At 63.9% G+C, this 26,772-nt stretch carries 25 protein-coding genes; 18 read left to right on the top strand and 7 right to left on the bottom strand.

What is annotated here, in order from left to right; genetic code table 11:
- Window positions 1–26: 26 nt before the first annotated feature.
- From ACYG97_RS19480 to ACYG97_RS19465, 4 genes are all read left to right on the top strand, one after another.
- Window positions 27–776 carry a GNAT family N-acetyltransferase gene (locus ACYG97_RS19480; protein WP_023713717.1) on the top strand — a complete coding sequence of 250 codons (750 nt, stop codon included), beginning with the start codon at window positions 27–29 and terminating at the stop codon, window positions 774–776.
- Window positions 773–1,189, top strand: a complete 417-nt coding sequence (gene mutT, locus ACYG97_RS19475; RefSeq protein WP_023685791.1) for an 8-oxo-dGTP diphosphatase MutT — start codon at window positions 773–775, stop codon at window positions 1,187–1,189. Before ACYG97_RS19480 ends, mutT begins: the two co-directional genes overlap by 4 nt.
- A gap of 97 nt (window positions 1,190–1,286) precedes the next feature.
- Complete coding sequence (locus tag ACYG97_RS19470) at window positions 1,287–1,595, top strand: hypothetical protein (RefSeq protein ID WP_023694000.1); 309 nt, start codon at window positions 1,287–1,289, stop codon at window positions 1,593–1,595.
- 127 nt (window positions 1,596–1,722) lie between these two features.
- Window positions 1,723–1,905 carry a Flp family type IVb pilin gene (locus tag ACYG97_RS19465; protein WP_023672984.1) on the top strand — a complete coding sequence of 61 codons (183 nt, stop codon included), beginning with the start codon at window positions 1,723–1,725 and terminating at the stop codon, window positions 1,903–1,905.
- 12 nt (window positions 1,906–1,917) lie between these two features.
- Here ACYG97_RS19465 and ACYG97_RS19460 read toward each other — a convergent pair whose 3' ends face one another.
- The gene (locus tag ACYG97_RS19460; RefSeq protein WP_023733657.1) at window positions 1,918–2,790 is read right to left on the bottom strand and encodes a methyltransferase domain-containing protein; all 873 of its coding nucleotides are present in this window, start codon (window positions 2,788–2,790) and stop codon (window positions 1,918–1,920) included.
- Window positions 2,791–2,862: 72 nt separating this feature from the next.
- Between ACYG97_RS19460 and ACYG97_RS19455 the strand changes: the two genes are divergently transcribed.
- The 4 genes from ACYG97_RS19455 to ACYG97_RS19440 all read left to right on the top strand — a co-directional run bounded on the left by ACYG97_RS19455 (window position 2,863) and on the right by ACYG97_RS19440 (window position 5,327).
- Window positions 2,863–3,648: a ComF family protein gene (locus ACYG97_RS19455; protein ID WP_196814971.1), complete on the top strand. Its 786-nt coding sequence runs from the start codon at window positions 2,863–2,865 to the stop codon at window positions 3,646–3,648.
- Between the two features lie 22 nt (window positions 3,649–3,670).
- Window positions 3,671–3,952, top strand: a complete 282-nt coding sequence (gene grxC / locus ACYG97_RS19450) for a glutaredoxin 3 (RefSeq protein ID WP_023672982.1) — start codon at window positions 3,671–3,673, stop codon at window positions 3,950–3,952.
- Between the two features lie 86 nt (window positions 3,953–4,038).
- A complete protein-coding gene (locus ACYG97_RS19445) occupies window positions 4,039–4,905 on the top strand; it encodes a carbon-nitrogen hydrolase family protein (RefSeq protein ID WP_023672981.1) in 867 nt (288 codons plus the stop codon).
- Window positions 4,902–5,327 carry a DUF1178 family protein gene (locus tag ACYG97_RS19440; protein ID WP_023672980.1) on the top strand — a complete coding sequence of 142 codons (426 nt, stop codon included), beginning with the start codon at window positions 4,902–4,904 and terminating at the stop codon, window positions 5,325–5,327. Before ACYG97_RS19445 ends, ACYG97_RS19440 begins: the two co-directional genes overlap by 4 nt.
- A 4-nt stretch (window positions 5,328–5,331) precedes the next feature.
- Here ACYG97_RS19440 and ACYG97_RS19435 read toward each other — a convergent pair whose 3' ends face one another.
- Window positions 5,332–5,817 (bottom strand): MarR family winged helix-turn-helix transcriptional regulator, encoded by a 486-nt coding sequence (locus ACYG97_RS19435; RefSeq protein WP_023701431.1) that lies wholly within the window; start codon window positions 5,815–5,817, stop codon window positions 5,332–5,334.
- A 101-nt stretch (window positions 5,818–5,918) separates the two neighbouring features.
- Between ACYG97_RS19435 and ACYG97_RS19430 the strand changes: the two genes are divergently transcribed.
- Window positions 5,919–6,809, top strand: a complete 891-nt coding sequence (locus ACYG97_RS19430; protein ID WP_023693996.1) for a DMT family transporter — start codon at window positions 5,919–5,921, stop codon at window positions 6,807–6,809.
- A gap of 87 nt (window positions 6,810–6,896) precedes the next feature.
- On the opposite strand, the gene ACYG97_RS19425 is transcribed toward ACYG97_RS19430, so the two are convergent.
- From ACYG97_RS19425 to ACYG97_RS19410, 4 genes are all read right to left on the bottom strand, one after another.
- A complete protein-coding gene (locus tag ACYG97_RS19425) occupies window positions 6,897–7,229 on the bottom strand; it encodes an MmcQ/YjbR family DNA-binding protein (RefSeq protein ID WP_023685781.1) in 333 nt (110 codons plus the stop codon).
- A 23-nt stretch (window positions 7,230–7,252) separates the two neighbouring features.
- A complete protein-coding gene (gene ubiG / locus ACYG97_RS19420; protein WP_023672976.1) occupies window positions 7,253–8,002 on the bottom strand; it encodes a bifunctional 2-polyprenyl-6-hydroxyphenol methylase/3-demethylubiquinol 3-O-methyltransferase UbiG in 750 nt (249 codons plus the stop codon).
- An 84-nt stretch (window positions 8,003–8,086) separates the two neighbouring features.
- Entirely contained in the window at window positions 8,087–8,386 is a 300-nt protein-coding gene (locus ACYG97_RS19415) for an antibiotic biosynthesis monooxygenase (protein WP_023685779.1), read from the bottom strand.
- On the bottom strand, window positions 8,383–10,224 hold the full coding sequence (locus tag ACYG97_RS19410; RefSeq protein ID WP_023733655.1) for a CHASE3 domain-containing protein: 1,842 nt from the start codon (window positions 10,222–10,224) through the stop codon (window positions 8,383–8,385). The genes ACYG97_RS19415 and ACYG97_RS19410 overlap by 4 nt, the downstream gene beginning before the upstream one ends.
- Before the next feature lie 245 nt (window positions 10,225–10,469).
- Here ACYG97_RS19410 and ACYG97_RS19405 point away from each other — a divergent pair, with 245 nt between their 5' ends.
- The 9 genes from ACYG97_RS19405 to ACYG97_RS19365 all read left to right on the top strand — a co-directional run bounded on the left by ACYG97_RS19405 (window position 10,470) and on the right by ACYG97_RS19365 (window position 24,051).
- Entirely contained in the window at window positions 10,470–11,723 is a 1,254-nt protein-coding gene (locus ACYG97_RS19405; protein ID WP_023672973.1) for an aspartate kinase, read from the top strand.
- 83 nt (window positions 11,724–11,806) lie between these two features.
- Window positions 11,807–14,077 (top strand): phosphoenolpyruvate--protein phosphotransferase, encoded by a 2,271-nt coding sequence (ptsP, locus tag ACYG97_RS19400; RefSeq protein WP_023693992.1) that lies wholly within the window; start codon window positions 11,807–11,809, stop codon window positions 14,075–14,077.
- An 8-nt stretch (window positions 14,078–14,085) separates the two neighbouring features.
- Window positions 14,086–15,165: a peptide chain release factor 1 gene (gene prfA, locus ACYG97_RS19395; RefSeq protein ID WP_023672971.1), complete on the top strand. Its 1,080-nt coding sequence runs from the start codon at window positions 14,086–14,088 to the stop codon at window positions 15,163–15,165.
- Entirely contained in the window at window positions 15,158–16,036 is an 879-nt protein-coding gene (gene prmC, locus ACYG97_RS19390; protein ID WP_023733654.1) for a peptide chain release factor N(5)-glutamine methyltransferase, read from the top strand. The genes prfA and prmC overlap by 8 nt, the downstream gene beginning before the upstream one ends.
- Window positions 16,037–16,340: 304 nt before the next feature.
- On the top strand, window positions 16,341–17,336 hold the full coding sequence (locus ACYG97_RS19385) for a DUF4167 domain-containing protein (RefSeq protein ID WP_023707557.1): 996 nt from the start codon (window positions 16,341–16,343) through the stop codon (window positions 17,334–17,336).
- Between the two features lie 208 nt (window positions 17,337–17,544).
- Window positions 17,545–20,151: an ATP-dependent chaperone ClpB gene (clpB, locus tag ACYG97_RS19380; RefSeq protein WP_023733653.1), complete on the top strand. Its 2,607-nt coding sequence runs from the start codon at window positions 17,545–17,547 to the stop codon at window positions 20,149–20,151.
- Between the two features lie 71 nt (window positions 20,152–20,222).
- On the top strand, window positions 20,223–20,579 hold the full coding sequence (locus ACYG97_RS19375; protein ID WP_023685771.1) for an MmcQ/YjbR family DNA-binding protein: 357 nt from the start codon (window positions 20,223–20,225) through the stop codon (window positions 20,577–20,579).
- A gap of 292 nt (window positions 20,580–20,871) precedes the next feature.
- Window positions 20,872–22,389, top strand: a complete 1,518-nt coding sequence (locus tag ACYG97_RS19370; protein WP_023701438.1) for a L,D-transpeptidase family protein — start codon at window positions 20,872–20,874, stop codon at window positions 22,387–22,389.
- 102 nt (window positions 22,390–22,491) lie between these two features.
- Window positions 22,492–24,051, top strand: a complete 1,560-nt coding sequence (locus tag ACYG97_RS19365) for an MFS transporter (protein WP_023733652.1) — start codon at window positions 22,492–22,494, stop codon at window positions 24,049–24,051.
- A 172-nt stretch (window positions 24,052–24,223) separates the two neighbouring features.
- On the opposite strand, the gene ACYG97_RS19360 is transcribed toward ACYG97_RS19365, so the two are convergent.
- Complete coding sequence (locus tag ACYG97_RS19360) at window positions 24,224–26,194, bottom strand: M23 family metallopeptidase (RefSeq protein ID WP_023686664.1); 1,971 nt, start codon at window positions 26,192–26,194, stop codon at window positions 24,224–24,226.
- Between the last annotated feature and the right edge of the window lie 578 nt (window positions 26,195–26,772).

Raw genomic sequence — 26,772 nt, 5'->3', positions numbered from 1 at the left:
AGTTGGCTTCCAGGCATCCGGCAAGCATGCTGGCCATCGTGCGCCGCTACGAGGCGGCGGGTTTTCGCGCCTGGCCGGCGGCGGCCGTGCATTATGACGGCACCTGGGTGGTGCGGCTGACAGCCGGCCATCCGGCCAAGCGGCTGAACTCGGTCAACCCGCTCGATCCCGGCGACACCCAGCACATTGCCGAGCGCATCGGCCGCGCCAGCCGGCGCTTCGACGCCTATGGCAGGCCGCTGACCTTCCGCATCTCGCCGCTGTCGGGGCCGGACCTGGCCAAGCATCTCGACAATGAGGGCTGGAGCACATTCGACGAATCCCTGGTGATGCGGCTGCCGCTGGCGGACGCGCAACTGGCGCCGGCCATGGACCAGATTCCGCTGAAGGATATCAGCCGCTTTCTCGGCGCGTCGCTCAAGGTCAGCGGCTCGGATGCATCGCTGCGGCCCGGTCTTTCGGAAATCATCGGCGCTATCCAACCCGAAGTCGGGCTGTTTGCGCTGGAGGAAGGGGCCGACCCTCTGGCGGTGCTGATCTGCGTCCATGACGGCGATCTTGCCGGTCTGTTCGAGATCGCCACCGCCAAGTCGGCGCGCAATCAGGGCCATGGCCGCAACCTGATCCTGTCGGCGCTGAAGTGGGCGAGGCTGCGTGGCGCTCGCGAAGCCTGGCTGCAGGTCGAGGCCGGCAATGCGCCGGCGCTGGCGCTCTATCGCTCGCTGGGCTTCGACGAAGTCTATCGCTACCACTATCGCCGGCCGCCGGGCGCATGAGCGAGATCACCGGCAAACGCCTGCTGCTGGTCGCCGCGTGCGCGCTGGTCGATACCGATGGGCGGGTGCTTCTGGCGCAGCGGCCCGAGGGCAAACAGCTTGCCGGCCTGTGGGAATTTCCCGGCGGCAAGGTAGAGCCAGGCGAGACGCCGGAACAATGCCTGATCCGCGAACTGCAGGAAGAAATCGGCATCGAGACTGACATTCCTTGCCTGGCGCCGCTCACCTTCGCCAGCCATTCCTATGATGATTTCCATCTCCTGATGCCCCTGTTCGTCTGCCGCCGCTTCCGCGGCATCGCGCAGCCCAGGGAAGGGCAGGCGTTGAAATGGGTGCGGCCAAAGCAGATGCGCGACTATCCCATGCCGCCGGCCGACGCGCCGCTGATCCAGTTCCTCATCGACCTGTTGTGATACAAAGCCATTTCGCGGTCTGATCTAGCCAGCGTTAATGGAAGATTTATCTCGTCGTGAAAAATTGCGGCAAAGCGGGTTCGCGGGGAGCGATTGCATGAGCCTCGACAGGGAATGGGACTCGATCCGGCCAGATCGCAGCTTTCGCGCCGCCGGCGTCGGCTTATTGCGCGTCACGCTGTTGTTCGGCTCGGCCGCAGTGGCGCTGGCGCTGATCGCGGTCCCCGTGCTGGACAACCAGACGCGATCATCCAGCCGCGATGCTCTTGCAGGCGGTCTCGACCCGATGAGCACGGGTTCGATCGGCTCGCGGGCCACCTATACGCTGCGCAGAAGCGTGCTGCAGCCCTCACCGAGCTCAGTCTGCATCATCCGCGCCGACGGCCAACGGAGCGGCGACTGCTGACCAACAAGGTCGACACCAGCTTGAGAACTTCCTCAACGCAGGCCCATTTCACAGCCTGTTAAGCTTGTGCCGTTAACCTTTCTTAACAGGTGGGCGATATGGTCGGGGATGAGAGGGATCGACGATCATGAAGCCATTGCTGCGCCGATTTTTGCAGGACGAAACAGGCGCCACGGCCATTGAATATGGCCTGATCGTTGCGGTGCTGTCGCTTGCCATCGTCGGGGGTGTCGGCAAGGCCAGCAATGCGATCCAGTTTCTGTTCAGCGACAACAACAGCAGGCTCGCAAACGCCTTCGCCGAGCACTGATCCGGAGCGCCGTCACCGCCCGCCGGGGTTTTCCAGTATCGTCTTCAGCGAGACCTTCGCCGAACCCGGTTTCAAGGGCTTTTGCTGCGAGGCATCGGGCGCCCAGCCCGACATCCAGACGATGGAAAAGCTTGCCCTGATGCGGCCATCAGCGTCCGAAAAGCGTTCGGCATAGATTTCGGCGGCACGGGTAAAAAGCTTTCGCGCTCCCGGTCGCCGGCTGCGATCAGTCAGCGCGCTGGTTTCGCCCATCGCCCTGAGATCGGCAATGAGGTCGAAGAGGGTATCGTAGCGGACGGTCACCGTTTCGACGTCGGCCACCGGCAGCGCCAGTCCGGCGCGCTGCAGCAGTGCGCCGGCGTCGCGAACATCGGTGAAGGGGATGACACGCGGGCTGGCGCCGCCATAGAGTTCGGTCTCGGCGGCGAGCAGGCTTTCGCGCAATTCGGAAAGAGTGCCGGCGCCGGCAAAGGCGCCGAGGAAAAGCCCGTCGGGCCGCAGAGCGCGGCGGATCTGCACCAGCATGCCGGGAATGTCGTTCATCGCCTGCAACGACAGAAGTGAAACGACGAGGTCGAGGCTTTCCGGCTGGAACGGCACTGTTTCCAGCGGTGCTATCAGCCCTGGCCGGCCGTCCAGAAACGCTGGATCTGCCTCGACGCGCACGATCTCCGCTGCCTTGCCGCTTGCAGCGACCACGTCCGTTGCGTCCGGCGTCTGGCAAAACAGCACCGCGGCCTTGCCGAATTTCCGCTCGACCGCGCCGAGCCGGTCGGCAAGGTCTTCCGCCGCCCGCCGCATCAGAAAATCCGCGCCGGCTACGGGGTGGGCCAGCGCCCTGCGCTTGCGCACCAGCCAAAGTTCAGTATCGATGATCGGCTGCAACGGTAGACATCCCTGTTTGTCCGTCTAGTGATATCCTGGCGCGGACGACAAAACCACGTGGCCGATCCGGTGATGGAGATCAAGAGCCTCGCTCAAACCATGTTGAAACTGGCCATGTTGGACTGGCCGGCGCGGATGCTGTTCCCGCCGGTCTGTGCCGGCTGTCGCAGGCACGTCTCGCAACCCGGCGTTTTGTGCGGTGCCTGCTGGCCGAAACTCAGGCTGCTGGAGCGGCCATGGTGCGCGGTGATGGGCACGCCATTCACGCACGATATGGGCGAGGGATTCCTGTCGGCCGAGGCGATCGCCGATCCGCCGCCGTTCGAGCGGGCGCGGGCGGCCGTGGCCTATTCAGGTGTCGCCCGCCAGATGGTGCAAGGTCTGAAATACCAGGATCGCACCGATCTGGCGCCGTGGATGGCGCGCTGGATGCTGCGCGCCGGCGCTGAGCTAATTGCAGACGCCGATGTCGTCGTACCGGTGCCGCTGCACTGGCGGCGCTTCTTTCGCCGGCAGTTCAACCAGTCGGCGGAGTTGGCAAGGGCGGTTGCGCAGCTTAGCGGGCTGCCTTTCTCGCCCTCGGCGGTCCGGCGCGTCAAGCTCACGCGCCAGCAGGTCGGGCTGGAGCGGCAGGAGCGCGAGGCCAATGTCCGCGCCGCCTTCCGTGTGCCTGCGGAAGCCGAAATCGAGATCACTGGGCGCCGCGTGCTTCTGGTCGACGATGTCTACACCACCGGCGCCACCGTGCGCTCGGTCGCCAGGGCGCTGAAGAAGGGCGGCGCCGGAGCGGTCGATGTGCTGACCTTCGCGCGTGTCCTGCCGGGGGACTTTCGGGCCGACGAGTCCGCGACTATATAAGGTCGAGGAAAGGCACGGACCGATGCTCGATGTGACGATTTACACCCGTATGATGTGCGGCTATTGCGCGGCGGCCAAGCGGCTGCTCGACCGCAAGGGCGTCGCCTACACCGAGCATGACGCTTCGTTTTCGCCGGAATTGCGCCAGGAAATGATTTCGCGGGCGCATGGCCGCTCGACCTTTCCGCAGATTTTCATCGGCGACACGCATGTCGGCGGCTCCGACGACCTCCACGAGTTGGAGGCACGGGGGCAGCTGGATAGGCTGCTTGCCAACGGCTCGACGACAAAGAGCGGTTCGTAGCGCCGCTCTATGTCTTTGTTTTTACGCAATTCCGGACGGAAAACCGTTACATACTTTTCCTGGAATTGCTCAAAGAGGACGTGACGATGGGTATTTTCAAGGCGGCGGCGATCCAGATGCGTTCGGGCGAGAGCCCCGAGCGCAACGCGGTCGATCTCGAACGGCTGGTGCGCGAAGCGGCAGGCCTCGGTGCAACCTACATCCAGACCCCGGAAATGACCGGTGCGCTGATCCGCGACAAGGAAGCCAGGGCTGCTTCCTTCACCTTGGAAGACAAGGACATCGTCGTGGCGGCCGCGCGCAAGCTCGCCAGCGAACTCGGCGTCTTCCTGCACATCGGCTCGACCGCCATCCTGCGCACCGACGGCAAGCTCGCCAACCGGGCGCTGCTGTTTGGGCCGGACGGCGCCACCCTTGCCACCTACGACAAGATCCACATGTTCGATGTCGACCTCGACAATGGCGAGAGCTGGCGCGAATCCGCCGCCTATGAGCCGGGCACCGAGGCCGTCGTCACCGAGATCGACGGCGCTAGTCTCGGCTTTGCCGTCTGCTACGATCTACGCTTTCCACAGCTGTTCCGCGCCGAGGCGATGGCCGGCGCCGACCTCTTGTCGGTGCCTGCCGCCTTCACCCGCCAGACCGGCGAGGCGCACTGGCATGTGCTGCTGCGAGCCCGTGCCATCGAGAACGGCGCCTATGTGGTTGCTGCAGCACAAGGTGGCCTGCATGAGGATGGCCGCGAAACCTATGGCCATTCGCTGATCGTCGACCCATGGGGTCGAATTCTCGCCGAGGCCGACCATGACGATCCGGAGGTGATCATCGCCGAGATCGACACGGCGCAGTCGTCGGCCGCGCGTAAGAAAATCCCCAATCTCAAGAACGCGCGTGATTTTGCCGTCAATGCCGGCGCAGTGGAAGCGCCGCGGCTCAGGGGCGCGGCTTCGTGATCCGCTTTGCCCTGATCTGCGAGCACGAGCACGAATTCGAGGGCTGGTTTCGCAGCAATGACGATTTCGACACGCAGAAGAAGCGCGGCTTCGTCGATTGCCCGAGCTGCGGCTCGCACAAGGTGCAAAAGGCGCTGATGGCGCCAGCCGTCTCCACAGCGCGGAAGCAGGAAACAATTGCGCTGGCCATGGGCGAAACCCAGAAGCAGGCGCTGGCGCAGCTGAAGGCGATGGCCGAGAAGGTGCGCGAGAATGCCGACTATGTCGGCGACAAGTTTGCCGAAGAAGCGCGCAAGATCCATTTCGGCGAGAGCGATGCGCGCGGCATCTATGGCGAGGCGACGTTGGACGAAGCCAAGAGCTTGGCCGAGGATGGCATCGATTTCATGCCGATCCCGAGTTTTCCAGAGGAGCGCAACTGAGCGATCAGCTGGCGCTATCGATCAATTTGCCAAGCAACTGAGCCAGTGCTCCCCGCTCCGTGCCGGTGAGCCCGGCAAGGATTTCATGCTCGTTGGCGACGTGGGCGGTCACGGCCTCATCGATCAAGGCCAGACCTTTTTCGGTCAGTTGCACGACAATGCCACGCCGGTCGTTGGGGTGCGGGCCGCGCAGGATCAGTCCGGCCTTCTCAAGCCGGTCGAGCCGGTTGGTCATGGCCCCAGAGGTCACCATCGTCGCCTCGTATAGAGCGGTCGGTGTCAGCGCGTAGGGCTGGCCGGAGCGGCGCAGCGTCGCCAGCACATCGAATTCGCCGGCCTGCAGTCCGAAACGGGCAAACAGCGGGGCGAGGCGCTCGCGGGCGATTAGCGACGAGGCTTCGTTCAGCCGCCCAAGCACCAGCATTGGCGACACCTCCAGGTCCGGCCGTTCCCGCTTCCATTGCTCCACCGCCTTTGCCGCGCGATCCATTTGTCTCACCGCTAAGTATCTTGACGTTAAGAATCTTTGTGGTATGCTACCTCAAGATACAGTTTCGACCCAGTGCCGCAAGTGAGTGACGGGACCATCCGATGAAATTTCTCTGGGAATCGGCGCTTGGCCTGCTGGTCGTCACCGGCGGCCTGCTCGGCCTGACCCTGCCGTTCGGCAAGCTGGCGACGGCTGCCGGCGTTCCGGCCATGGTCTGGGCCTTCGTCATCTCGTTCGGCGCCGGGGGCGTGCTGCTGTGCGCGTTGCTCGCGAACGGCGAGCGCATGCGGCTCACCTCGCACAGACTGCGCTATTTCTTCATCACCGCCGCCGTGTCCTACGCCGTGCCCAATCTGCTGATGTTTTCGGCTATCCCGCATCTCGGCGCCGGCTATACCGGCATCATGTTCACGCTGTCGCCGGTCATCACACTGGTGTTTTCGATCCTGCTCGGCGTTCGACGGCCAAATACGCTCGGCAGTATTGGTATCGCCGTCGGCTTCATCGGCGCCGTCATGGTGGCGGTGACGCGCGGCGAGGCCGGCCAGCCGGCCGATGTCTACTGGGTGCTGGTCGGACTTTTGATCCCGGTCAGCCTTGCCGCCGGCAATATCTATCGCACCGTCGACTGGCCCGAAGGCACCGGTCCGATCGAACTGGCCGTCGGCAGCCACCTGGCCTCGGCGACGCTGCTGCTGATCGGCATTCTCGCGCTGTTCGGCGTCGGCGCTTTCGCCCCGCTCAGGGCCGTGCCGCTGGTTGTCGTGGCGCAAGTCGCTTCGGCCTCGGCGATGTTTGCCTTCTTCTTCCGGCTGCAGGCCGTGGGCGGTCCGGTCTATCTCAGCCAGATCGGCTATGTGGCGGCGGCCGTCGGCCTGTTTGCCGGAACCATCTTCCTCGGCGAGCACTACCAGTTGCTGACTTGGGCCGGCGCGGTGATCATCACCATCGGCGTGATCATCACCACCAAGGCGCAGAGCCAGAAGGCATAGGGTCTTTGGTTTACGCAATTCCCTAGGCAAAGCGCTATGCGCTTTTCCCGGGAAAACCGCTTCACACTTTGCTCGAACTGCTCAAGCTCAAATTTGGCTCGCGTCGAGGCGCTTCCGTAGCGCCGGCGGGGCGACGTTTCGCCAGGCCGTCCGAACTGCGCTGCGGAATGTCTGTTCGTCGCAGGCTTCGAGCATGATCGACGTCCATCCCTTTTGGCCCCAGCCGCCTGTCACGGGCCTGAAAACCGATGGCTCAGCCGCGGCCATCATCTCTTGCTGGTCGCGGTCGAGCTTGACGACAGCACGGTCGGCTTCGGGCAGCGAGACGAAGATACGGTTGCGGACGCGGAAGTCAGCCTTGCCGAAATGCGATTGCTCGACCGTTTCGGGCAGATCGAGCGCCAGCTCTCGGGCCCTCATAGTGTCCACGGCCGCCCCTTCGTTCAGACCGATCGTTTTTCCGCCAGCACCATATAGTTGACGTCCATGTCCTTGGAGCGTGCCCAGCGGTCGGCGAGAGGATTGTAGGTCACGCCGGTACGGTCGATGATGGTCATGGCGGCGCTGCCGAGCGCCTTTTCAAGCTCTTCGGGCCGCACCAGCTTGCCGAACTGGTGGGTGCCGCGCGGCAGCCACCGCAGCACATATTCGGCGCCGATGATGGCCAGGCCCAGTGCCTTCAGCGTGCGGTTGATGGTAGCCACGAACATGATGCCGCCGGGCTTGACCATCTCGCCGCACTTGCCGATGAACAGGTCGACATCGGCAACATGCTCGACAACTTCCATGTTGAGGACGACGTCGAATTTCTCGCCGGAATCGGCCAAATCCTCAGCGGTCGTAGCGCGATAATCCACCGTCACGCCGCCTTCGGCCGCGTGCAGCTTCGCCACCTCGATGTTGGTTGCCGAGGCGTCGGCGCCGACCACTTCGGCGCCAAGCCTTGCCATCGGCTCGCACAATAACCCACCGCCGCAGCCGATATCGAGGAAACGCAGGCCTTCGAACGGCCGCGCCGCCCGCGGATCGCGGCCAAAGCGCGCCGCCACCTGGTCCCGGATATAGGCAAGCCGGACCGGGTTGAATTTGTGCAGCGGACGGAATTTGCCGTTCGGGTTCCACCATTCGGCGGCAAGCGCGGAAAAGCGTTCCACTTCTCCGGCATCGATTGTCGATCGTCGGGCCTCTGGCATGGGGCGGGTCTCCTCGGACGCTAGGAAGTCGGGTGCCGGGGCAAGAAAGTCAAGGACGGTTTTTGCGACTGCTGGCTAGTCGACCTATGGCCTCGAGATCACAATTGCCGAATGTTCCATCGCAACACTTGCGGGATCGATGGCCCGCATCGCTTCGCAATCGCCGATCTCGGCCATGATGCGGCCCGCGGCGGCGAGAGCCTGCTCGCGACTTCGCCAGCGCACCACATCGACCCATCCGCCATCGTCCCGCCGCGCCAGGCAGCGGTTTACGAAACCAGGTTGCCGCGCCAGCCAGTCGGCGACCAGGTTGTTGGCGGCGGCAAAGGCCGCTTCCGCTCCAGGCTTGAGGCGAAAGGTGACGATTTCCAGGGTCTCGGTCATCTTGCGTCCAGCACGTCGCGCAATTTCGCCGCCAGCTGCTCGATGGTGAAGGGCTTGGCCAGGAAATGCACGTCATGGTCGAGCACGCCATTGTGGACGACGGCGTTCCTGGTGAAGCCGGTGGTGAAGATCACCTTCAGCTTCGGCATGCGCGCCAGCGCCTCCTCGGCGAGCTTGCGCCCATTCATCACCGGCATGACGATATCGGTGAACATGAGCGCCACACCAGGGTTGTCGCCCAGCTTTTCCAGCGCTTCCTGGCCGCTTGCGGCATGAATGACGGTGTAGCCGAGTTCGCGCATGGCATCCGTGGTGGAAGCCCGCACGCGTGGATCGTCCTCCACGACAAGGATGGTTTCGGTGACCGGCACGGCAGGATTTCCGGCTCGTTCCGAAGATATGGCGGCCTCTTCCGGGCCGAAGAAGCGCGGCAGGTAGATCCTGATCGTGGTGCCTTGGCCGGGTTCCGAGTAGATCTTGACGTGTCCGCCGGACTGTTTGACGAAGCCGAACACTTGGCTCAGCCCGAGGCCGGTGCCCTTGTCGACCGGCTTGGTGGTGAAAAATGGCTCGAAAGCCCGCTCCATGACGTCCGCCGGCATGCCGGGGCCGGTGTCGCTGACCGCGATCATCACATACTGGCCGGCTTTGACCTCGGCATGGGTGGCGGCGTAGCCCTCGTCGAGGTGGCTGTTGGCGGTCTCGATGGTCATCTTGCCGTCCTCGCCCATGGCGTCGCGCGCATTGACCGCCAGGTTGAGAATGGCATTTTCGAGCTGGCTCGGATCGGCATGGGTCTTCCACAGGCCGCCAGCCAGCACGGTTTCTATGCGGATGGTTTCGCCGAGCGCCCGCCGAAGCAGGTCCGACATGCCGGTGACCAGACGATTGGCGTCTACAACCTGAGGCGCGAGCGGCTGCTGGCGCGAGAAGGCAAGCAGCCGTGACGTCAAGTTTGCGGCCCGGGTCGCCGCATCGGTCGCCGCTTCGATGAATTTCATGATGTCGTGCTCGCCCCGCGCCAGCTTGCGCTGGGCAAGGTTCATGGCGCTGATGATCACCGCCAGCATGTTGTTGAAATCGTGGGCGATACCGCCGGTCAGCTGGCCCACAGCCTCCATCTTCTGCATCTGGCGGATCTGCGATTCGGCCTTTTCACGCGTCTGGATTTCGTTGCCGAGCTCGATGTTCTTGCGCATCAGCTCTTCCTGGGCGATCGCCACTGCGCGGAACCGGCGGCGCGAAAGGCGAACCGTGTAGGCGCCAAGCAGGAAGATCGCCAGCAGCGCCGCTATCGAGCCGATTCGCAGCCAGTTTTCGACCAGGTCGGTATGAGCGTCGCGCGCGGCGATGGCTGCGCCGCCAATGCGCCGGATCGTGTCCATGCTGGCCCGGATCTGGTCCATGGCGGCCTTGCCCTGGCCGCTGCGGACCAGTTCCAGAGCTTTTGCCGCATCGCCGCGATCGTAGAGTGCAATCGTCTCAGCCAATTCGGCCTGGTTTTGTGAAAGCGCGTCCTTGACGTGGTTGATCTGCTGCACGAGTTCGTCGTCGGGCGCGGTCATGCCGTCGATGCGGGCAAGCTGGCCCGGAATGGCGTCGACCGCCTGCCGATAAGGCTGGAGGTAGGATTTCTCGCCGGTCAGGAGATAGCCGCGCTGGCTGGTCTCGGCCTCCTGAGCCATCGTAAGCAAACCGGAAAGCAATTCCTGATACTCGACCGCCTGGCGCGCGGCCTCACGATTGGCTCTCTGGGTCTCGACCAGCACGGCGCGTGTGCCGACGATCAACGCCAGCACGGCGAAGCCGATGAACAGCGGCAGCGATTGCCACCGCATGGCGCGTCGAAGGCGAACAATCATTCGATATGCCGGACCAAAAGGAGTTTCCCGCGGGCAGCATTTGGTAAGCGGCGGCGGGGCCGAACGCAATATGCCGCGATCCTGAAGCCGGCATCCGCCGCCAGCCTTGCGAAACCGTGATCATTTGGCTAAGGAGGCGCGCATTCAGCGGCCGGCTTCTGTCGAGCGCTTACTTCCCCTTTCGGTCCTGGGCCGGCTTCAGTCAAAGGCATTTCGCTTCCATGGCGCGCATCGTGATGAAATTCGGCGGAACCTCCGTCGCCGACATCGCCCGCATCCGCAATGTGGCGCGTCACGTCAAACGCGAGGTCGATGCCGGCCATGAGGTCGCTGTCGTGGTTTCGGCGATGGCGGGCAAGACCAATGAACTGGTTGGCTGGACGCGCGAAGCCTCGCCCATGCACGACGCGCGCGAGTATGACGCCGTGGTCGCCTCGGGCGAGCAGGTGACTGCCGGCCTGCTGGCGATCACACTGCAGAATATGGGCGTCCATGCCCGCTCCTGGCAGGGCTGGCAGATCCCGATCAAGACCGACAACGCGCATGGCGCGGCGCGCATCCTCGAAATTGACGGCGCGTTCCTGATCAAGCGCTTCGGCGAGGGCCAGGTGGCTGTCGTCGCCGGCTTCCAGGGCATCGGCCCGGACAACCGCATCGCCACGCTCGGCCGCGGCGGCTCCGACACAAGCGCGGTGGCCATTGCCGCGGCGGTCAAGGCCGACCGCTGCGACATCTACACCGATGTCGACGGCGTCTACACCACCGATCCGCGCATCGAGCCGAAGGCGCGGCGGCTCAACAAGATTTCGTTCGAGGAAATGCTCGAAATGGCCTCGCTCGGCGCCAAGGTCTTGCAGGTGCGCTCGGTCGAGCTTGCCATGGTGCACAGGGTGCGTACGTTCGTGCGGTCGTCCTTCGACGATCCCGATGCGCCCGGAATGGGGGATTTGCTCAATCCTCCGGGAACGCTCATTTGCGACGAGGAAGAGATCGTGGAACAGCAGGTCGTCACCGGAATTGCCTACGCCAAGGACGAAGCGCAGATTTCTCTGCGCCGCGTCGGCGACCGCCCGGGCGTTGCCGCCGGCATTTTCGGCCCGCTGGCCGAGGCCAACATCAATGTCGACATGATCGTCCAGAACATCTCCGAGGACGGCAAGTTCACCGACATGACCTTCACCGTGCCGTCCGGCGACGTGGACAAGGCGTTGGCCGTGCTGGAGCGTCTGAAGGCTTCGATCGGCTATGACGTGGTGCAGTCGGAAGCCGGCATGTCGAAGGTTTCGGTCATCGGCATCGGCATGCGCAGCCATGCCGGTGTGGCCGCCACCGCTTTCAAGGCGCTGGCCGACAAGGCGATCAACATCCGCGCCATCACTACCTCCGAGATCAAGATTTCGATACTGATTGACGGTCCCTACACGGAACTCGCGGTTCGTACTTTGCATTCCGTGTACGGTCTGGATAAGCAGTAGCGAGAGCGATTTGAGTTGTTGCGTGTGCGCCGGTCGCAGTGGAAACTGCGGCGGGCAAAATGCCCATTGGAGAAGAAGCCGCGATGCGTGATACGGCCAGCGGCCCGCGCGTTCTGCTGAAACGGCTCCGCGAGCTCATGCAGGAGCCGCTGGAGCCGCAGGAGCGGCTCGACCGGATCGTGCGCGACATCGCCTCCAACATGGTCGCCGAGGTCTGCTCGCTCTATGTGCTGCGCGCCGATTCGGTGCTCGAACTCTATGCCACCGAAGGTCTGAACCCGAACGCCGTCCATCTGGCGCAGCTGCGGCTGGGGCAGGGGCTCGTCGGCACCATTGCCGCGAGCGCGCGGCCGCTCAACCTCTCAAATGCGCAGGAACATCCGGCCTTCGCCTACCTGCCGGAGACGGGCGAAGAGATCTACAATTCCTTCCTCGGCGTGCCCGTACTCAGGGCAGGGCGCACGCTGGGCGTGCTGGTGGTGCAGAACAAGACCATGCGCCACTACCGCGACGACGAGGTCGAGGCGCTGGAAACGACCGCCATGGTGATCGCCGAGATGATCGCCACCGGCGATCTCGCGCGCCTGACCCGGCCCGGCCTCGAACTCGACCTGCGCCGTCCCGTCAGCTTTACCGGCCTGTCCTTCAACGAGGGTGTCGGCCTCGGCCATGTCGTGCTGCATGAGCCACGCATCGTCGTCACCAATCTGTTCAACGAGGACAGTGAGGAAGAGGTGCGCCGGCTGGAGACGTCGCTCGGTTCGCTCAGGCTTTCCATCGACGACATGCTGGAGCGGCGCGATGTCGCCTTCGAGGGAGAACATCGCGAGGTGCTCGAGGCGTATCGCATGTTTGCCAACGACCGCGGCTGGGTGCGCCGGCTGGAAGAGGCGATCCGCAACGGCCTGACGGCGGAAGCGGCGGTGGAAAAGGTGCAGAGCGACATGCGCGCCCGCATGCTGCACATGACCGATCCTTATTTGCGCGAGAGGATGAGCGACTTCGACGATCTCGCCAACCGGCTGCTGCGCCAGCTGATGGGGCGCGGGCCTGACGACGTCGCGGCGTCACTGCCGAAGGATGCCATCCTGGTCGCGCGCTCGATGGGCGCGGCCGAACTGCTTGATTATCCGAGGGACAAGCTGCGCGGCGTGGTGCTGGAAGACGGCGCTGCCACCAGCCATGTCGTCATCGTAGCGCGCGCCATGGGCATTCCGGTCGCCGGCCAGATGAAGGGCGCCGTTTCCATGGCGGAAAACGGCGATGCCATCATCGTCGACGGCGAGGAAGGCACCATCCATCTGCGGCCGCAGCCGGACCTCGAAGCCGCCTATGCCGAAAAAGTGCGTTTCCGGGCGCGCCGGCAGGAAGTCTACCGGGAACTGCGCAAGAAGCCGTCGGTGACCAAGGACGGCGTCCAGGTCGACCTGCTGATGAATGCGGGCCTGGCCGTCGACCTGCCGCAGCTGGCCGAGGCGGGTGCGGCCGGCATCGGCCTGTTCCGCACCGAATTGCAGTTCATGGTGGCCTCGACCTTCCCGCGCGCCGAGGCGCAGGAGCGGCTCTACCGCGACGTGCTGGACGCGGCGCGCGGCAAGCCGGTCACCTTCCGCACCATCGACATCGGCGGCGACAAGGTGCTGCCCTACTTCAAGGGCGCTATCCAGGAAGAAAACCCTGCGCTCGGCTGGCGCGCGATCCGGCTGACGCTCGACCGGCCGGGTCTGCTCAGGACCCAGATCCGCGCTCTGCTGAAGGCCTGCGGCGGGCGCGAACTGAAGCTGATGCTGCCGATGGTGACCGAGCTCGGCGAAATCGCCCAGGCGCGCGAGATCATCGACCGCGAAGTGCGGCATCTCTCCCGCTTTGCCCACCATCTGCCGACCAGCCTCAAGGTGGGCGCCATGCTGGAAGTGCCGTCGCTGCTGTTCCAGCTCGACGAGTTGATGAAGGCGGTCGATTTCGTCTCGGTCGGCTCCAACGACCTGTTCCAGTTCGTCATGGCGGTCGATCGGGGGAACACGCAGCTCTCCGACCGCTTCGACACGCTGTCGACGCCGTTCCTGCGGGTTCTGAAGCAGATCGCCGACGCCGGGGTTCGCAACCACACGCCGGTGACGCTGTGCGGCGAGCTTGCCGGAAAACCCATTTCCGCCATGGCGCTGATCGGCCTTGGCTACCGCTCGATCTCGATGTCTCCAGCCTCGATCGGCCCGGTCAAGGCGATGTTGACCGAACTGCCACTGGAGGAATTGGAGGCTTTCTTTGCCGACAATCTGATGGCGCCAGCTCAAGGGCTGCCGATGCGGGCGCTGCTGCAGGCCTTCGCCGACGACCGCTCCATCCCGCTATAGCATTAGCCATGGTCAATCTTCCCCGCGAGCGTATGGATCAGGTCGTCAAGCGTTTCGAGATGCTCGAAGCGCAGATGTCGGCCGGCCCGGCGGCCGACGCCTATGTGAAGATGGCCTCGGAATATGCCGAGCTGCAGGACATGGTGGCCAAGGTCAGGGAACTGCGCTCAGTCGAGCGCGAGCAAGCCGACCTCGAGGCGATGCTTGCCGACAAGGGCACCGATGCCGAGATGCGGGCCCTGGCGGAGGCAGATCTGCCCGGCGTCGAAGCGCGTATCGAAGAGCTGCAGAAGGACATCCAGATCCTGCTGTTGCCCAAGGATGCGGCCGACGACAAGAACGCCATCCTTGAAATCCGCGCCGGCACCGGCGGCGACGAGGCGGCATTGTTTGCCGGCGACCTTTTTCGCATGTATGAGCGCTATGCCGCCGAACGCGGCTGGCGCTTCGAGACGGTGTCGGCCAGCGACGGCGATGCCGGCGGCTTCAAGGAAATCATCGCCACCATTTCCGGTAGGGGAGTCTTTGCCCATCTGAAATTTGAATCCGGCGTGCACCGCGTGCAGCGCGTGCCGGCGACCGAGGCCAGCGGGCGCATCCACACTTCGGCGGCGACGGTTGCCGTACTGCCGGAGGCCGAAGAGGTCGACATCGACATTCGCGCCGAAGACATCCGTATCGACACGATGCGCGCCTCGGGTTCGGGCGGCCAGCACGTCAACACCACCGATTCTGCGGTGCGCATCACCCATTTGCCGACCGGCATCATGGTGGTGCAGGCGGAGAAGTCGCAGCATCAGAACCGGGCGAAAGCCATGCAGATTCTGCGTGCGCGGCTTTACGACCTCGAGCGCAGCAAGGCGGACGAGGAGCGCTCGGAGTCACGCAAATCGCAGGTTGGTTCGGGCGACCGTTCGGAGCGCATCCGCACCTACAACTTCCCGCAGGGCCGCCTTACCGACCATCGTATCAACCTGACGCTCTACAAGCTCGACCGGGTGATGATGGGCGAGCTCGATGAGGTCATCAATGCGCTGATCGCCGACCATCAGTCGAAGCTGCTCGCCGATATTGGCCTCGATGGCTGACATGTTGCCCGGCGCGCTCGGGCCGTTGTTGCGGGTGGCGCGGGAGCGGCTTGCCGCGGCCGGCCTTTCCGACCCGGCGCTGGATGCCAGGCTTATCGTCGAGCATTTTTCCCGCACGGACCGTACGCAGGCGATCGCCGACCCGCAACGGACGGTCGATGCGGGTGCGGTTGCCGCAATCGGCGCTGCTCTGCAGCGCCGCATGACCGGCGAACCGGTTCACCGCATCCTCGGGTTTCGCGAGTTTTACGGCCTGCGGCTGTCGCTGTCGCCGGAAACGCTGGAGCCGCGGCCGGACACCGAAACGCTGGTCGAGGCGATCCTGCCTTTTGCCGGCGCGACGGCCGAAAGGCTGGGGGAATGCCGTATCCTCGATCTCGGCACCGGTACCGGCGCGATTGCGCTGGCGCTGCTCAGCGCGGTTCCGGCCGCGACCGCCACCGGGGTCGATATTTCACAAGACGCGCTGGCAACCGCGATACGCAATGCCGAGCAACTCGGACTCGCCGGCCGGTTCGTGGGGCTGCAGTCTGACTGGTTCGAAAAAGTTTCGGGCCGATACCATGTAATTGCCGCAAACCCTCCCTATATATCGTCTAAAGACGTTGGAAATCTGCAGGACGAGGTCCGCGATTTCGATCCGCACAGAGCCCTTGATGGCGGTGTGGACGGTCTTGGCCCCTACAGGATCATCGCCGCCGAGGCGGCAAAGTTTCTGGAAGCAGAAGGCAAGATAGCGGTCGAGATCGGCCACACGCAGCGCAATGAGGTCAAAGACATATTCGCGGCAGCCGGCTACAGGCTGGCCGGGGCATTTGTCGATCTTGGCGGAAACGACAGGGTTCTTATGTTTGAACAGGGAAAGCCTTGACGCAGTGCAAAAAAGCGCTTGGCAATGCCGGGGAATGCGGCTAGGGTCCGCCCTAACCGGATGAGACGAAGCAGGCAGTGCTCTTAGCGATTCGGTTTTCCTTGGAAATAGCTGCCTTCTTGCGCAAACGACGCCCAAGCTTCGTGCGGGAATCGTCCGGCAAGTGATGTAACCGGAACAGGATGACACGTGGCGCCAACGCAATTGATGCGGGCGAACGCCGGTGAAGAAACGAAACGGCTGGCTGCATGAGCGCCTCCGTTCGCGAAACGTTTTTCGAAAATTTCAAAATGAAGAGAGTCTTATGAGGCCACAACAGCAGAACAGGCGCATGCGCGGTCGCAACAACAATGGCGGCGGCGGTGGCAACAACAATAACAACAACAACAACCGCAAGGGCCCAAATCCCCTGACGCGCAACTACGAGAGCAACGGCCCGGACGTGAAAATCCGTGGATCGGCTCAGCAGATCGCCGAAAAATACGCCACTCTGGCCCGTGATGCGCAAAGCTCCGGCGACCGGGTTATGGCGGAAAATTACCTCCAGCACGCCGAGCACTACAACCGCATCATTGCCGCCGCACAGGCGCAGATGCCGATCCAGAATGCGCCGCAGAACCGCGACGAATTCGACGACGATGAAGATCGCGACGATTTTGACAATGCCGGCAGCGGCAATGGCGGCGAGACTCAAGCGCCGATGGCAAACCACGGCAACGGTCCGCAGCCGACGATTGAGGGCACGCCGGCCGAACTCGCATACGGCCAGGAAAACGGCCGCGAGAACAACAGTGGCCGTGATAATAATGGCCGTGACAATAATGGCCGCAACAACAACGGCCGCGACAACAATGGCCGCAACCGTGACCGCCGCCCCAATGGCGGCTATGGCCAGAACGACCAGCGTGGCGACTTTGCCCAGCGTGGCGAGCAGAACGGCCAGCGCGGCGACCAGCAGCGCTTCACCGAAACCCCGGCACAGGCGGAAACCGTTTCCGCCGTTGAGCCCGAAGCCGAGAGCGGTTTCTCCGAGCCGGCGCCGCTGTACGAAAACCTGTCGCCGGCGGCTCTTGCCGCCCGGGCCGAACTCAATGAGGCAGCCGCCGAGAGCGGCGCTGCCCGTCGCCCGCGGCGTCCGCGCCGCCCGCGCAACAATGCCGATCAGGTCGGTGACGAACAGTCTGGTGGTGGCCAGGTGGTGGATGGCGCCGGCGAGACCGCTGCCGCTGTTGACGTGGTGGATGCGGCGCCGGCCGAAAGCCCTGCCGGCGACCCGTTCGCCGTCGACGCCAACAACTGACCCACAAGACATAAGTCGATGAAACGGCGGAGAGAAATCTCCGCCGTTTTCGTTTGCTCGGCCATGCAATATCATCAGCCGGACGTCTTGAGCGGCAATGGCTTGCGCCCCATATCTGGCGTGAACTGGACCCGGCTCGGATGAGCGGGTCCGTCACCGCAATCTGATCCGGTGCCGCAAAGCGGGCCGGTGATGGAAGGAGACAGATATGAACCTCGAGAAATACTCCGAGCGCGTCCGCGGATTCATTCAGTCCGCCCAGACCATGGCGCTCTCGCGCAATCACCAGCAATTCACTCCCGAACATATGCTGAAGGTCCTCGTCGATGACGACGAGGGGCTGGCCGCCTCGCTGATCGAGCGCGCCGGCGGCAACGTGCGCGACGTCAAGCTTGGCGTCGAGACCGCCCTTGAGGCCATGCCCAAGGTGGAAGGCGGCAACGGCCAGCTTTATCTGGCGCAGCCGCTGGCCAAGGTGTTTTCGACCGCCGAGGAATTGGCCAAGAAAGCCGGCGACAGTTTTGTCGCGGTCGAGCGGCTGCTGCAGGCGCTGGCGATGGAGAAGTCGGCCAAGACGGCCGATATCCTGTCCAAGGCCGGCGTCACAGCGCAGGCGCTGAACCAGGTGATCAACGACGTCCGCAAGGGCCGTACCGCCGATTCGGCGAGCGCCGAGCAGGGCTATGACGCGCTGAAGAAATACGCGCGCGACCTCACCGCCGATGCCCGCGCCGGCAAGCTCGACCCTGTGATTGGCCGTGACGACGAGATCCGCCGCACCATCCAGGTGCTGTCGCGCCGTACCAAGAACAACCCGGTGCTGATCGGCGAGCCGGGCGTCGGCAAAACGGCGATCGCCGAAGGTCTGGCGCTGCGCATCGTCAATGGCGACGTGCCCGAATCGCTGAAGGACAAGCAGTTGATGGCGCTCGACATGGGCGCGCTGATTGCCGGCGCCAAATATCGCGGCGAGTTCGAGGAGCGGCTGAAGGCCGTGCTCAACGAAGTCACCTCGGCGGCCGGCGGCATCATCCTGTTCATCGACGAGATGCACACGCTGGTCGGCGCCGGCAAGGCCGATGGCGCCATGGACGCTTCGAACCTGTTGAAGCCGGCGCTGGCGCGCGGCGAACTGCACTGCGTCGGCGCGACCACGCTCGATGAATACAGGAAGCATGTCGAGAAGGACGCGGCCCTTGCCCGCCGGTTCCAGCCGGTCTTCGTCAACGAGCCGTCGGTGGAAGATACCGTGTCGATCCTGCGTGGCCTGAAGGAGAAGTACGAGCAGCACCACAAGGTGCGCATCTCGGATTCGGCGCTGGTCGCGGCGGCGACTTTGTCGAACCGCTACATCGCCGACCGTTTCCTGCCGGACAAGGCGATCGACCTTGTCGACGAAGCCGCGTCGCGGCTGAGGATGCAGGTCGATTCCAAGCCCGAGGCGCTGGACGAAATCGATCGCCGCATCATGCAGCTCAAGATCGAGCGCGAGGCACTGAAGGTCGAGAAGGACGAGGCGTCAAAGGACCGGCTCGCGCGTCTCGAAAAGGAACTCGTCGGCCTCGAGGAGGAATCGACCGAGATCACCGCCAAATGGCAGTCGGAGAAGCAGAAGCTTGGCCTCGCCGCTGACCTCAAGAAGCAGCTCGACGCGGCCCGCAACGACCTCGCCATTGCCCAGCGCAAGGGTGAATTCCAGCGCGCCGGCGAGCTTGCCTATGGCAAGATCCCGGAACTGGAAAAGAAGCTGAAGGAAGCCGAAGCCCAGGACGGCAAGGCCGGCATGGTCGAAGAGGTGGTCACGCCCGACCACGTCGCCCATATCGTGTCGCGTTGGACCGGCATTCCGGTCGACAAGATGCTGCAGGGCGAGCGCGACAAGCTGCTGCGCATGGAAGACGAGATCGGCAAGCGAGTCGTCGGCCAGGGCGAAGCGGTACAGGCGGTGTCCAAGGCCGTGCGTCGTGCCCGGGCCGGGCTGCAGGATCCGAACCGGCCGATCGGCTCGTTCATGTTCCTCGGACCGACCGGCGTCGGCAAGACCGAACTGACCAAGGCGCTGGCCAATTTCCTGTTCGACGACGAGAGCGCCATGGTGCGAATCGACATGTCGGAATACATGGAGAAGCACTCGGTCGCCCGGCTGATTGGCGCGCCTCCCGGCTATGTCGGCTATGAGGAAGGCGGTGCGCTGACCGAAGCGGTGCGGCGCCGGCCCTATCAGGTCGTGCTGTTCGACGAAATCGAGAAGGCGCATCCGGATGTCTTCAACGTGCTGTTGCAGGTGCTCGACGACGGGCGGCTGACCGACGGGCAGGGCCGCACGGTCGACTTCCGCAACACGCTGATCGTCATGACGTCGAACCTCGGCGCCGAATATCTGGTCAATCTCGGCGAAGAGCAGGACGTCGATGCCGTGCGCGACGAGGTTATGAGCGTGGTGAGAGCCTCGTTCAGGCCGGAGTTCCTCAACCGCGTCGACGAGGTGATCCTGTTCCACCGGCTGCGCCGGCAGGATATGGGCCGCATCGTCGAGATCCAGCTCAAGCGGCTGGAAAGCCTGCTCGCCGACCGCAAGATCACACTGTCGCTCGACCAGGATTCGATCGACTGGCTGGCGGCGAAGGGCTACGACCCGGCCTATGGTGCGCGGCCGCTGAAGCGGGTGATGCAGAAGGACCTGCAAGATCCGCTGGCGGAAAAAATCCTGCTTGGCGAGATACTCGACGGCTCGACCGTCAAGGTCACCGCCGGCTCCGACCGGTTGAATTTCCGGTCCAGGCCCACTGTGGTGCCGACCGACGCGGCAGCCTGATCCAACGCCGCGCGTCCGACCGGACGCGCGGCGTTTTGTTATGAAACAACAATCCTTTGACGGGGGTGCAGGTGACGCTGGACGACTACAACAGCTTCTGCGCCTCGCTGCCGCAGACGACGCACGTCGTGCAGTGGGGCGGGGCCGATGTCTGGAAAGTCGGTGGCAAGGTCTTCACCATCGCCGGCCATGACCGGGAGGGTGGCGTCTTCGTCACCTTCAAATGCTCTGAAATGGCTTATGACGTGCTGAAGGATCAGCCCGGCTGCCGGCCGGCGCCCTATCTCGCCTCGCGCGGCATGAAATGGATCCAGCGTCAGACAAGCCAGAGCATGGATGATGATGCGCTGAAGGACTATCTCGGCGAAAGCCACCGCCTCGTCGTCCTCAAGCTGACGAAGCAGACGCGCAAGGAATTGGGCCTGTAGCAACCAGTAATCCGCCATCTTCATGCCCGGTTCATGTTGGAAAGCTTATGTTGTGGTTTGCTGGCGAAGGGGTTTGCCTGCAGGCTTTTGACGATCAGGGCGTTCCTTGCGCATCCAAACGGTGGCGAGAACGTTCTGGTGGGAACACTGCCGGGCGGCGGCAATTACGCATGACCCCGAAAATCGAAATTCGATTTTCGGAAAGGATCATGCGCAGACATGAAGTGTTACAGCGTCCTTTGCGCGTCCAAACGGACGCGCGGCGCTGTAAGTACCGGAGAGTTTGACCACCATGTTCCGCACGATCCTTGCCTTTTCGGTGCTCGCCGCCGGGCTGCTCACGTCCAGCGCCATGGCATCGCCGACTGTGGACAACGCACTGCCGGCCGTCCGCGCCGCCGATAGCGGCGGCATTGTGCTTGCCCAGGACGGCAATCTCGACATCTATTACGACGCCAGGGGCAACCGCGTCATCGTCGATGCCGAGACCGGCAAGGTCATCGCCATCCAGCCGCCGCAGACCAGGCTCGACCGCCGCGCGCTGCGCCGGGAAATGCGGGCACGTGAGCTTGGACGCGCACCGGTCGAAGACGACGACCGCTACTATCTCGACGATCCCGAAGACATGGCGCGTTTCCGCCGCAGGCAACTGGACGATCAGGGACGAATCCCCGGCCCGCCGGTTGATGAATACGATCCTGAAAGCGACAGATTCCTGGGGGCCGCTCCGCAGGATGATGCCAATGACAGCGACACCTATCCGGAAGCGCCGAAATCCGCTGAACCGCGGCCCGTCAAGCGGCAGCCGCTGAACGAAGCCTCTATCGATCCCGCCGAACCGGCGGCGCCCGCCGACCAGGCCGCGCTGCCGCCGAAAGCCGGTGGCAAGACCGTGGTCGATCCCTCGCTTTCACTCGGCGCACGCCAGGATGTAGCCGCCTTGCAGGTGCTGCTCGACCGCGCCGGCGCTTCACCCGGCGTCGTCGACGGGCGCTTCGGCTCCAATGTCGACAAGGCGCTTGCCGCCTATAACCAGATCACCGGCAGCAATCTGCGCTCGACCGACGCGGTCGGCATCCAGGCTGCGCTGGCGCAAACCGGTGGCGATGCTTTCGCCAATTATACGATCACGCCCGAGGACGCGGCCGGGCCTTATGTCGCCTCGATACCGGAGGATTACAGCCAGAAGGCGCAGCTCGACCGCATGGCTTACACCTCCGTCACCGAAGCCTTGGCCGAACGGTTCCACATGGACGAGAACTACCTGAAGGGGCTCAATCCCGAGGCCGACTTCAGCCGTCCCGGCACCATCATCAAGGTCGCCAATTTCGGCAGGTTGGTGGCGACGCCGGTTGCCCGCATCGTCGCCGACAAGGACAAGAAGCAGGTGTTCGCCTATGACGCCGGTGGCAAGCTGGTCGCGGCCTATCCGGCCACCATCGGTTCAGCCGACACGCCCTCGCCGACCGGCACCCATACGGTGTCGCGCGTCGCGCTCGATCCGAACTACACCTACAACCCCAGCATCAATTTCAAGCAGGGCCAGAACGACAAGATCCTGACCATCCCGCCGGGTCCGAACGGCCCGGTCGGCTCGGTGTGGATCGCGCTGGACAAGCCGACCTATGGCATTCACGGCACGCCCGATCCCTCCAAGATCGGCAAGACCGAAAGCCATGGCTGCGTGCGCCTGACAAATTGGGATGCGCGTGAACTGGCCAAGCTGGTGTCGCCGGGCGTCACCGTCGAGTTCGTCGGCGGTCCCTCGGCCGATGATGTTGCGGAGCAAGTGAGCGCTCCAGCGCAGTGATATCGGCCTGCCCATAAGGCAGGCCGATATCCAAAGCTGGATTCATGAGCGCAGGGTGCTGGCTGGTTGTTGCCGGCCCGCAACAAGTCTAAGCAGACGCTCATGAAGTCTCCGAGCGAAGCCGCAGCCGTTCCCCTGACCAGGTCGCTTTCCAACGGTACATTTTGCCCGCAGTCGCAGCGCAAGTTCGTGCTGGTAGCGGCGATCCTGGCGTCAGCGCTCGGCTTCATCGACGGGTCGATCCTGGCCATTGCCATGCCGGCAATGCGCGTCGACCTCGGCGCCAGCCTGGCCGAGGTCCAGTGGATTTCCAACGCCTATGCGCTGACGCTGTCGGCGCTGATTCTGGCCGGCGGCGCCGCCGGCGACCGGTTTGGCCTCAGGCGCGCCTTCGTTGCCGGCATTGGGCTGTTCATCGTCGCTTCGCTGGCCTGCGCGGTGGCGCCGAATGCGCTGGTGCTCATCGCCTTTCGCGCCATTCAGGGCATTGGTGCGGCGATCATGGTGCCGGGCAGCCTCGCCATCATCGCCAAGGCCTATCCGAAGAAGGAGCGCGGCCGGGCGATCGGCATCTGGGCCGCCGCCTCGGCGCTGACGACTGCGCTCGGTCCGGTGCTCGGCGGCTTCGTTCTGTCGGCCTTTGGCGGCGGTATCTGGCGGGCGATCTTCGCCGTCAACCTGCCGCTCGGGCTGATCTCGATCTATCTCCTGCTGGCCAAGATTCCCGCCGACGCGCCGACGGAGAAGCGAAGCCTCGATCTCGGCGGCGCCGCTCTCGCCACGCTTGCCTTCGGGGCGCTTGCCTACGGACTGACCTCGATGAGCGCCGAAGGCAGCGGGCTGATGTCGGGGCCGAGCATCGCCGCAGGCGCCGTGCTGCTTATCATCTTCATCGTCTTCGAGCTTCGGCAGCGCGAGCCGATGATCGATCTCAAGCTGTTTCGGATCGGCGCCTTTGCCGGCGCCAACCTCGCCACCTTCTTCCTGTATTTCGCCCTGTCGGCCAATCTGTTCTACCTGCCGATGCTGTTGATCGCCGGATGGGGGCTGAGCACCAAAGAGGTCGGTTTCATCTTCCTGCCGCTGTCGGCGTCGATCGCGCTGCTGTCGGGTCTCGTCGGCCAGTGGTCGGATCGCATCGGTCCGCGTTTTCCGATCGCCAGCGGCTGCCTGGTAGTTGCCATCGCCTTTGCCGGGCTGGCTTTGCTCACTCATGCCGGCATGCACAATTTCTGGACCGGTATCTTTCCGCTGATGGCCGTGATGGGGCTCGGCATGGCGCTGGTGGTGTCGCCGCTGTCGACGGCGGTCATGACCGCGGTCGAGGACAAGGATACCGGCGCCGCTTCCGGCATCAACAATGCGGTTTCGCGCATTGGCGGGCTGATTGCTGTGGCGGCGATGGGCTCGCTCGCGGCCTGGGTCTATTCGACGATGCTCGATACCAGCGTCAGGCCGGGCATTCCGGGATTCGGCGAACCGGCATTGGCCGGCCTGGCGCCAGACCTTGATGCAACACGGCTCGCCGCCAGCGATGCGGCGTTCGCGGCCGTGTCGACAGTGACGGCCGTGCTTTGCCTGCTTGCCGCTATTATCGCCTGGGCCACCGTTTCGGGGCAAAAGCTGCCTTGGTCACGAGCCGAAGAGGAGCAGTCGACTTGATTCGGAGCCGACCCGATTCGGAATGCTCTGATGGGGCGATTATGATTCGCCAGCGTCGAGTGTGACGGCTTAAAGCGCGTCGCGCTGAAACGGATTCATACGACGCGCTTTAAGTGTTTGTTTTGAGGCATGTCCTTGTCCAGAGCCGCGGCACACTTCTGGGCGACATGCATTAGCCTTCGATCTTGGCGCTCGCGACCTTCAGCGGATTGCTGTCTTCCTGCTTGAGCAGTTCATCGATGCGCTCGCGCTCGCGCTTGAAAGCGACCAGGTCGTCGCCCTTCAGCACCTTGCCGACCGGCAGGCGCACGCGCATCGGGTCGACCTTGGTGCCGTTGACGATCAGCTCGTAGTGAAGATGCGGACCGGTGGAGAGGCCGGTCTGACCGAGGAAGCCGATGGTCTGGCCCTGGCGGACATGAACGCCCGGTTCGATGCCTTTGGCAAAGGCGCTCTGGTGATTATAGGAGGTCTCGTAGCCATTGGCATGGCGGATGATGATCTGCTTGCCGTAGCCGCCGGCCCAACCGGCCTTTTCGATGGTGCCGTTGCCGGCGGCGATGATCGGCGTTCCGATCGGCGCCGCCCAGTCGACGCCGGTATGCATGCGGACATAACCGAGGATCGGATGCCGGCGGGCGCCGAAGCCGGAGCGGAATTTCCCGGCCGGCAGGGGATTGCGCAGCAGGAACTGCTCGGCGCTCGATCCGTCCTCGTCGAAATAGTCGGTCGAGCCGTCCTGCATCTGGAAGCGGTAGAAATTGCGTGTCTGGCCGCCGAAGGTCGACGAGACATAGAGCAGTTCCGATTCGTCGGAGGCCTGGTCGTCGCCGTCCGGCTGCGAGAACAGCACGTCGATGCGGTCCGATGGATTGAGCCTGGACTGGAAGTCGACGCCGGAGGCCAGGAGCTTGACCAATTGCTGGGTCAGCTTCTTCGACATGCCGTAGGAATAGGCGGCGCGGTAGATGCCGTCATAAACGTTCGGCAGATTGCCGCGCACCACCACCGGTGCCGACGAATCGTCGAACGCGGTCAGCAATTCGGGGTTCGGCTCAGGTTCCTGCGCCGGCACATACTGGCCGCGGTCGTCGAGCGCGATGGTGACGATGTGCGTTGTCTTGTCATAGACGCTGGTGCGAACGACCTTGGCGGCGTCGCCATGTACCTCGAGCCCGACCCGCAGCACGGTTCCGGCCTTCAGCGCCGGTGCGTTGAGCAGCTTACCGATCGCCTCCGCCATGCCGGTGGCGTCATCGCCCGTATAGCCCGAATCGGCGAAGGCCTCGGCAATGTCGCGGTCCCTGGTGAAGGGAATGATTTCCTCGGCGAAAGCCGGGGTCTGGTCGTCGAGCGCGACGCGCGGCGCCACCGAGACGTTTTCCGGCACGATCTTGACGTCGTAGGAGCCGGCCATCGATTCGGCGAAGGCATCGCCGAATCGCTGCGGGTCGACATAATGCAGGGAGGCGACCTGCACGGCGCCGTCGCTGAGGTCGGTGCCGGCCTCGCGCACCACTTTTTCCACCTCGTCGGCGGACAGGTCGCTTTTTTCGTCGAAGGAGGCCGTCTCGACCGGGAAATCGACCGTCTTGAGGCTCATCTCGCTTTCGACCTTGGCGCCGTAGATCTGGCCGCCAACCGCGGAGGCCGTCGCCGGCTGCGCCGGGGTCGAGTCGCCATCGTCGCCGAACACCTGCATCGGGTCGAAAGGCGGATAGGCGCGGTTGGTGGTGTGGCCGGCGGCCAGCGCCATCTTGATCTGCACGAACGGCATGGTGTGGATAACGTCGCGGTCACCGACCTTGGTCACCATCGACACTTCCATGCGCCTGCGGTCCTTGGCCTTGGCGATCTGGCGCGGCGCCACCAGCCTGGTGGTCTTGGCGACCTCGCCGGAATCGCCGCCGCTTTCGAGCTGGGCCAGTTCGGCGATTTCGGGCGGGGTTGCCAGCTGCTGGCGGCCGTCAAGGGCGGCAAACAACGCCACGCCCATCAGCACACTCGAGGTCACGCCGGTAAGAAAGGTGCCCGACAGCCAGCGCGCTGAAACCTCGCGCCGGTCGGGCGGGCCGCTGCGGCCATCCGCGATCAGCGGCGGCTCATTGCCGAGTTCGGCTATGACATCTTCCGTGTCTGGCATCCAGAAAGGCTGCTTCTTCCCCAGGCGGAACGGCTTTTCGCTTCTGTTGGGCCATGACATTTGCCTGTCACGGCGAGTGAAGTCAACGAAGCGGCGAAATCCCCACGCACACGCTCTGTTTTACAGCCCCTTACAGAGAGGCGACTTTATCCTCTTATAGGAGCCTCCTAAATCCTCTTGTAGGAGGGTCCGAACCGGTGATGCGCAGACCCCGCTTTGGCTCTTATAGGAAGGCACCTTGCGGGCCGCGCCGAGCCCTTCTTTGTTGGCCTTGGTGTCGAACGGCAATGCGGCGGCAATAGGGCTCCTTTTTGGCAACGCCAATGTTCCCTTGGGGCAGCCCGCCGGCGCCAAAACTTCTGTCGCAAAAAGTTCAAAAACATCGTCGATGACTGTTGACAGTTCTGGTTGGTGGCGACTATATACGCCTCACGAACGAGGGCGGTGCGCCGCTGGCGGCGAAGCAGTTTGCTTCTGAGAAGCCCTTGTGAGAATTCAAGAGAGCCGCGTAAGCGACACTCGGACGGCCCCGAAGCCAGAGGTGGAACGGGCCACGACATTGCGTGAAGTGATGTCTG

This window comes from Mesorhizobium sp. W067, assembly GCF_054719525.1.
The sequence above is the reverse complement of the archived record's forward strand: the minus strand, read 5'-3'. Positions and strand labels throughout refer to the sequence as shown.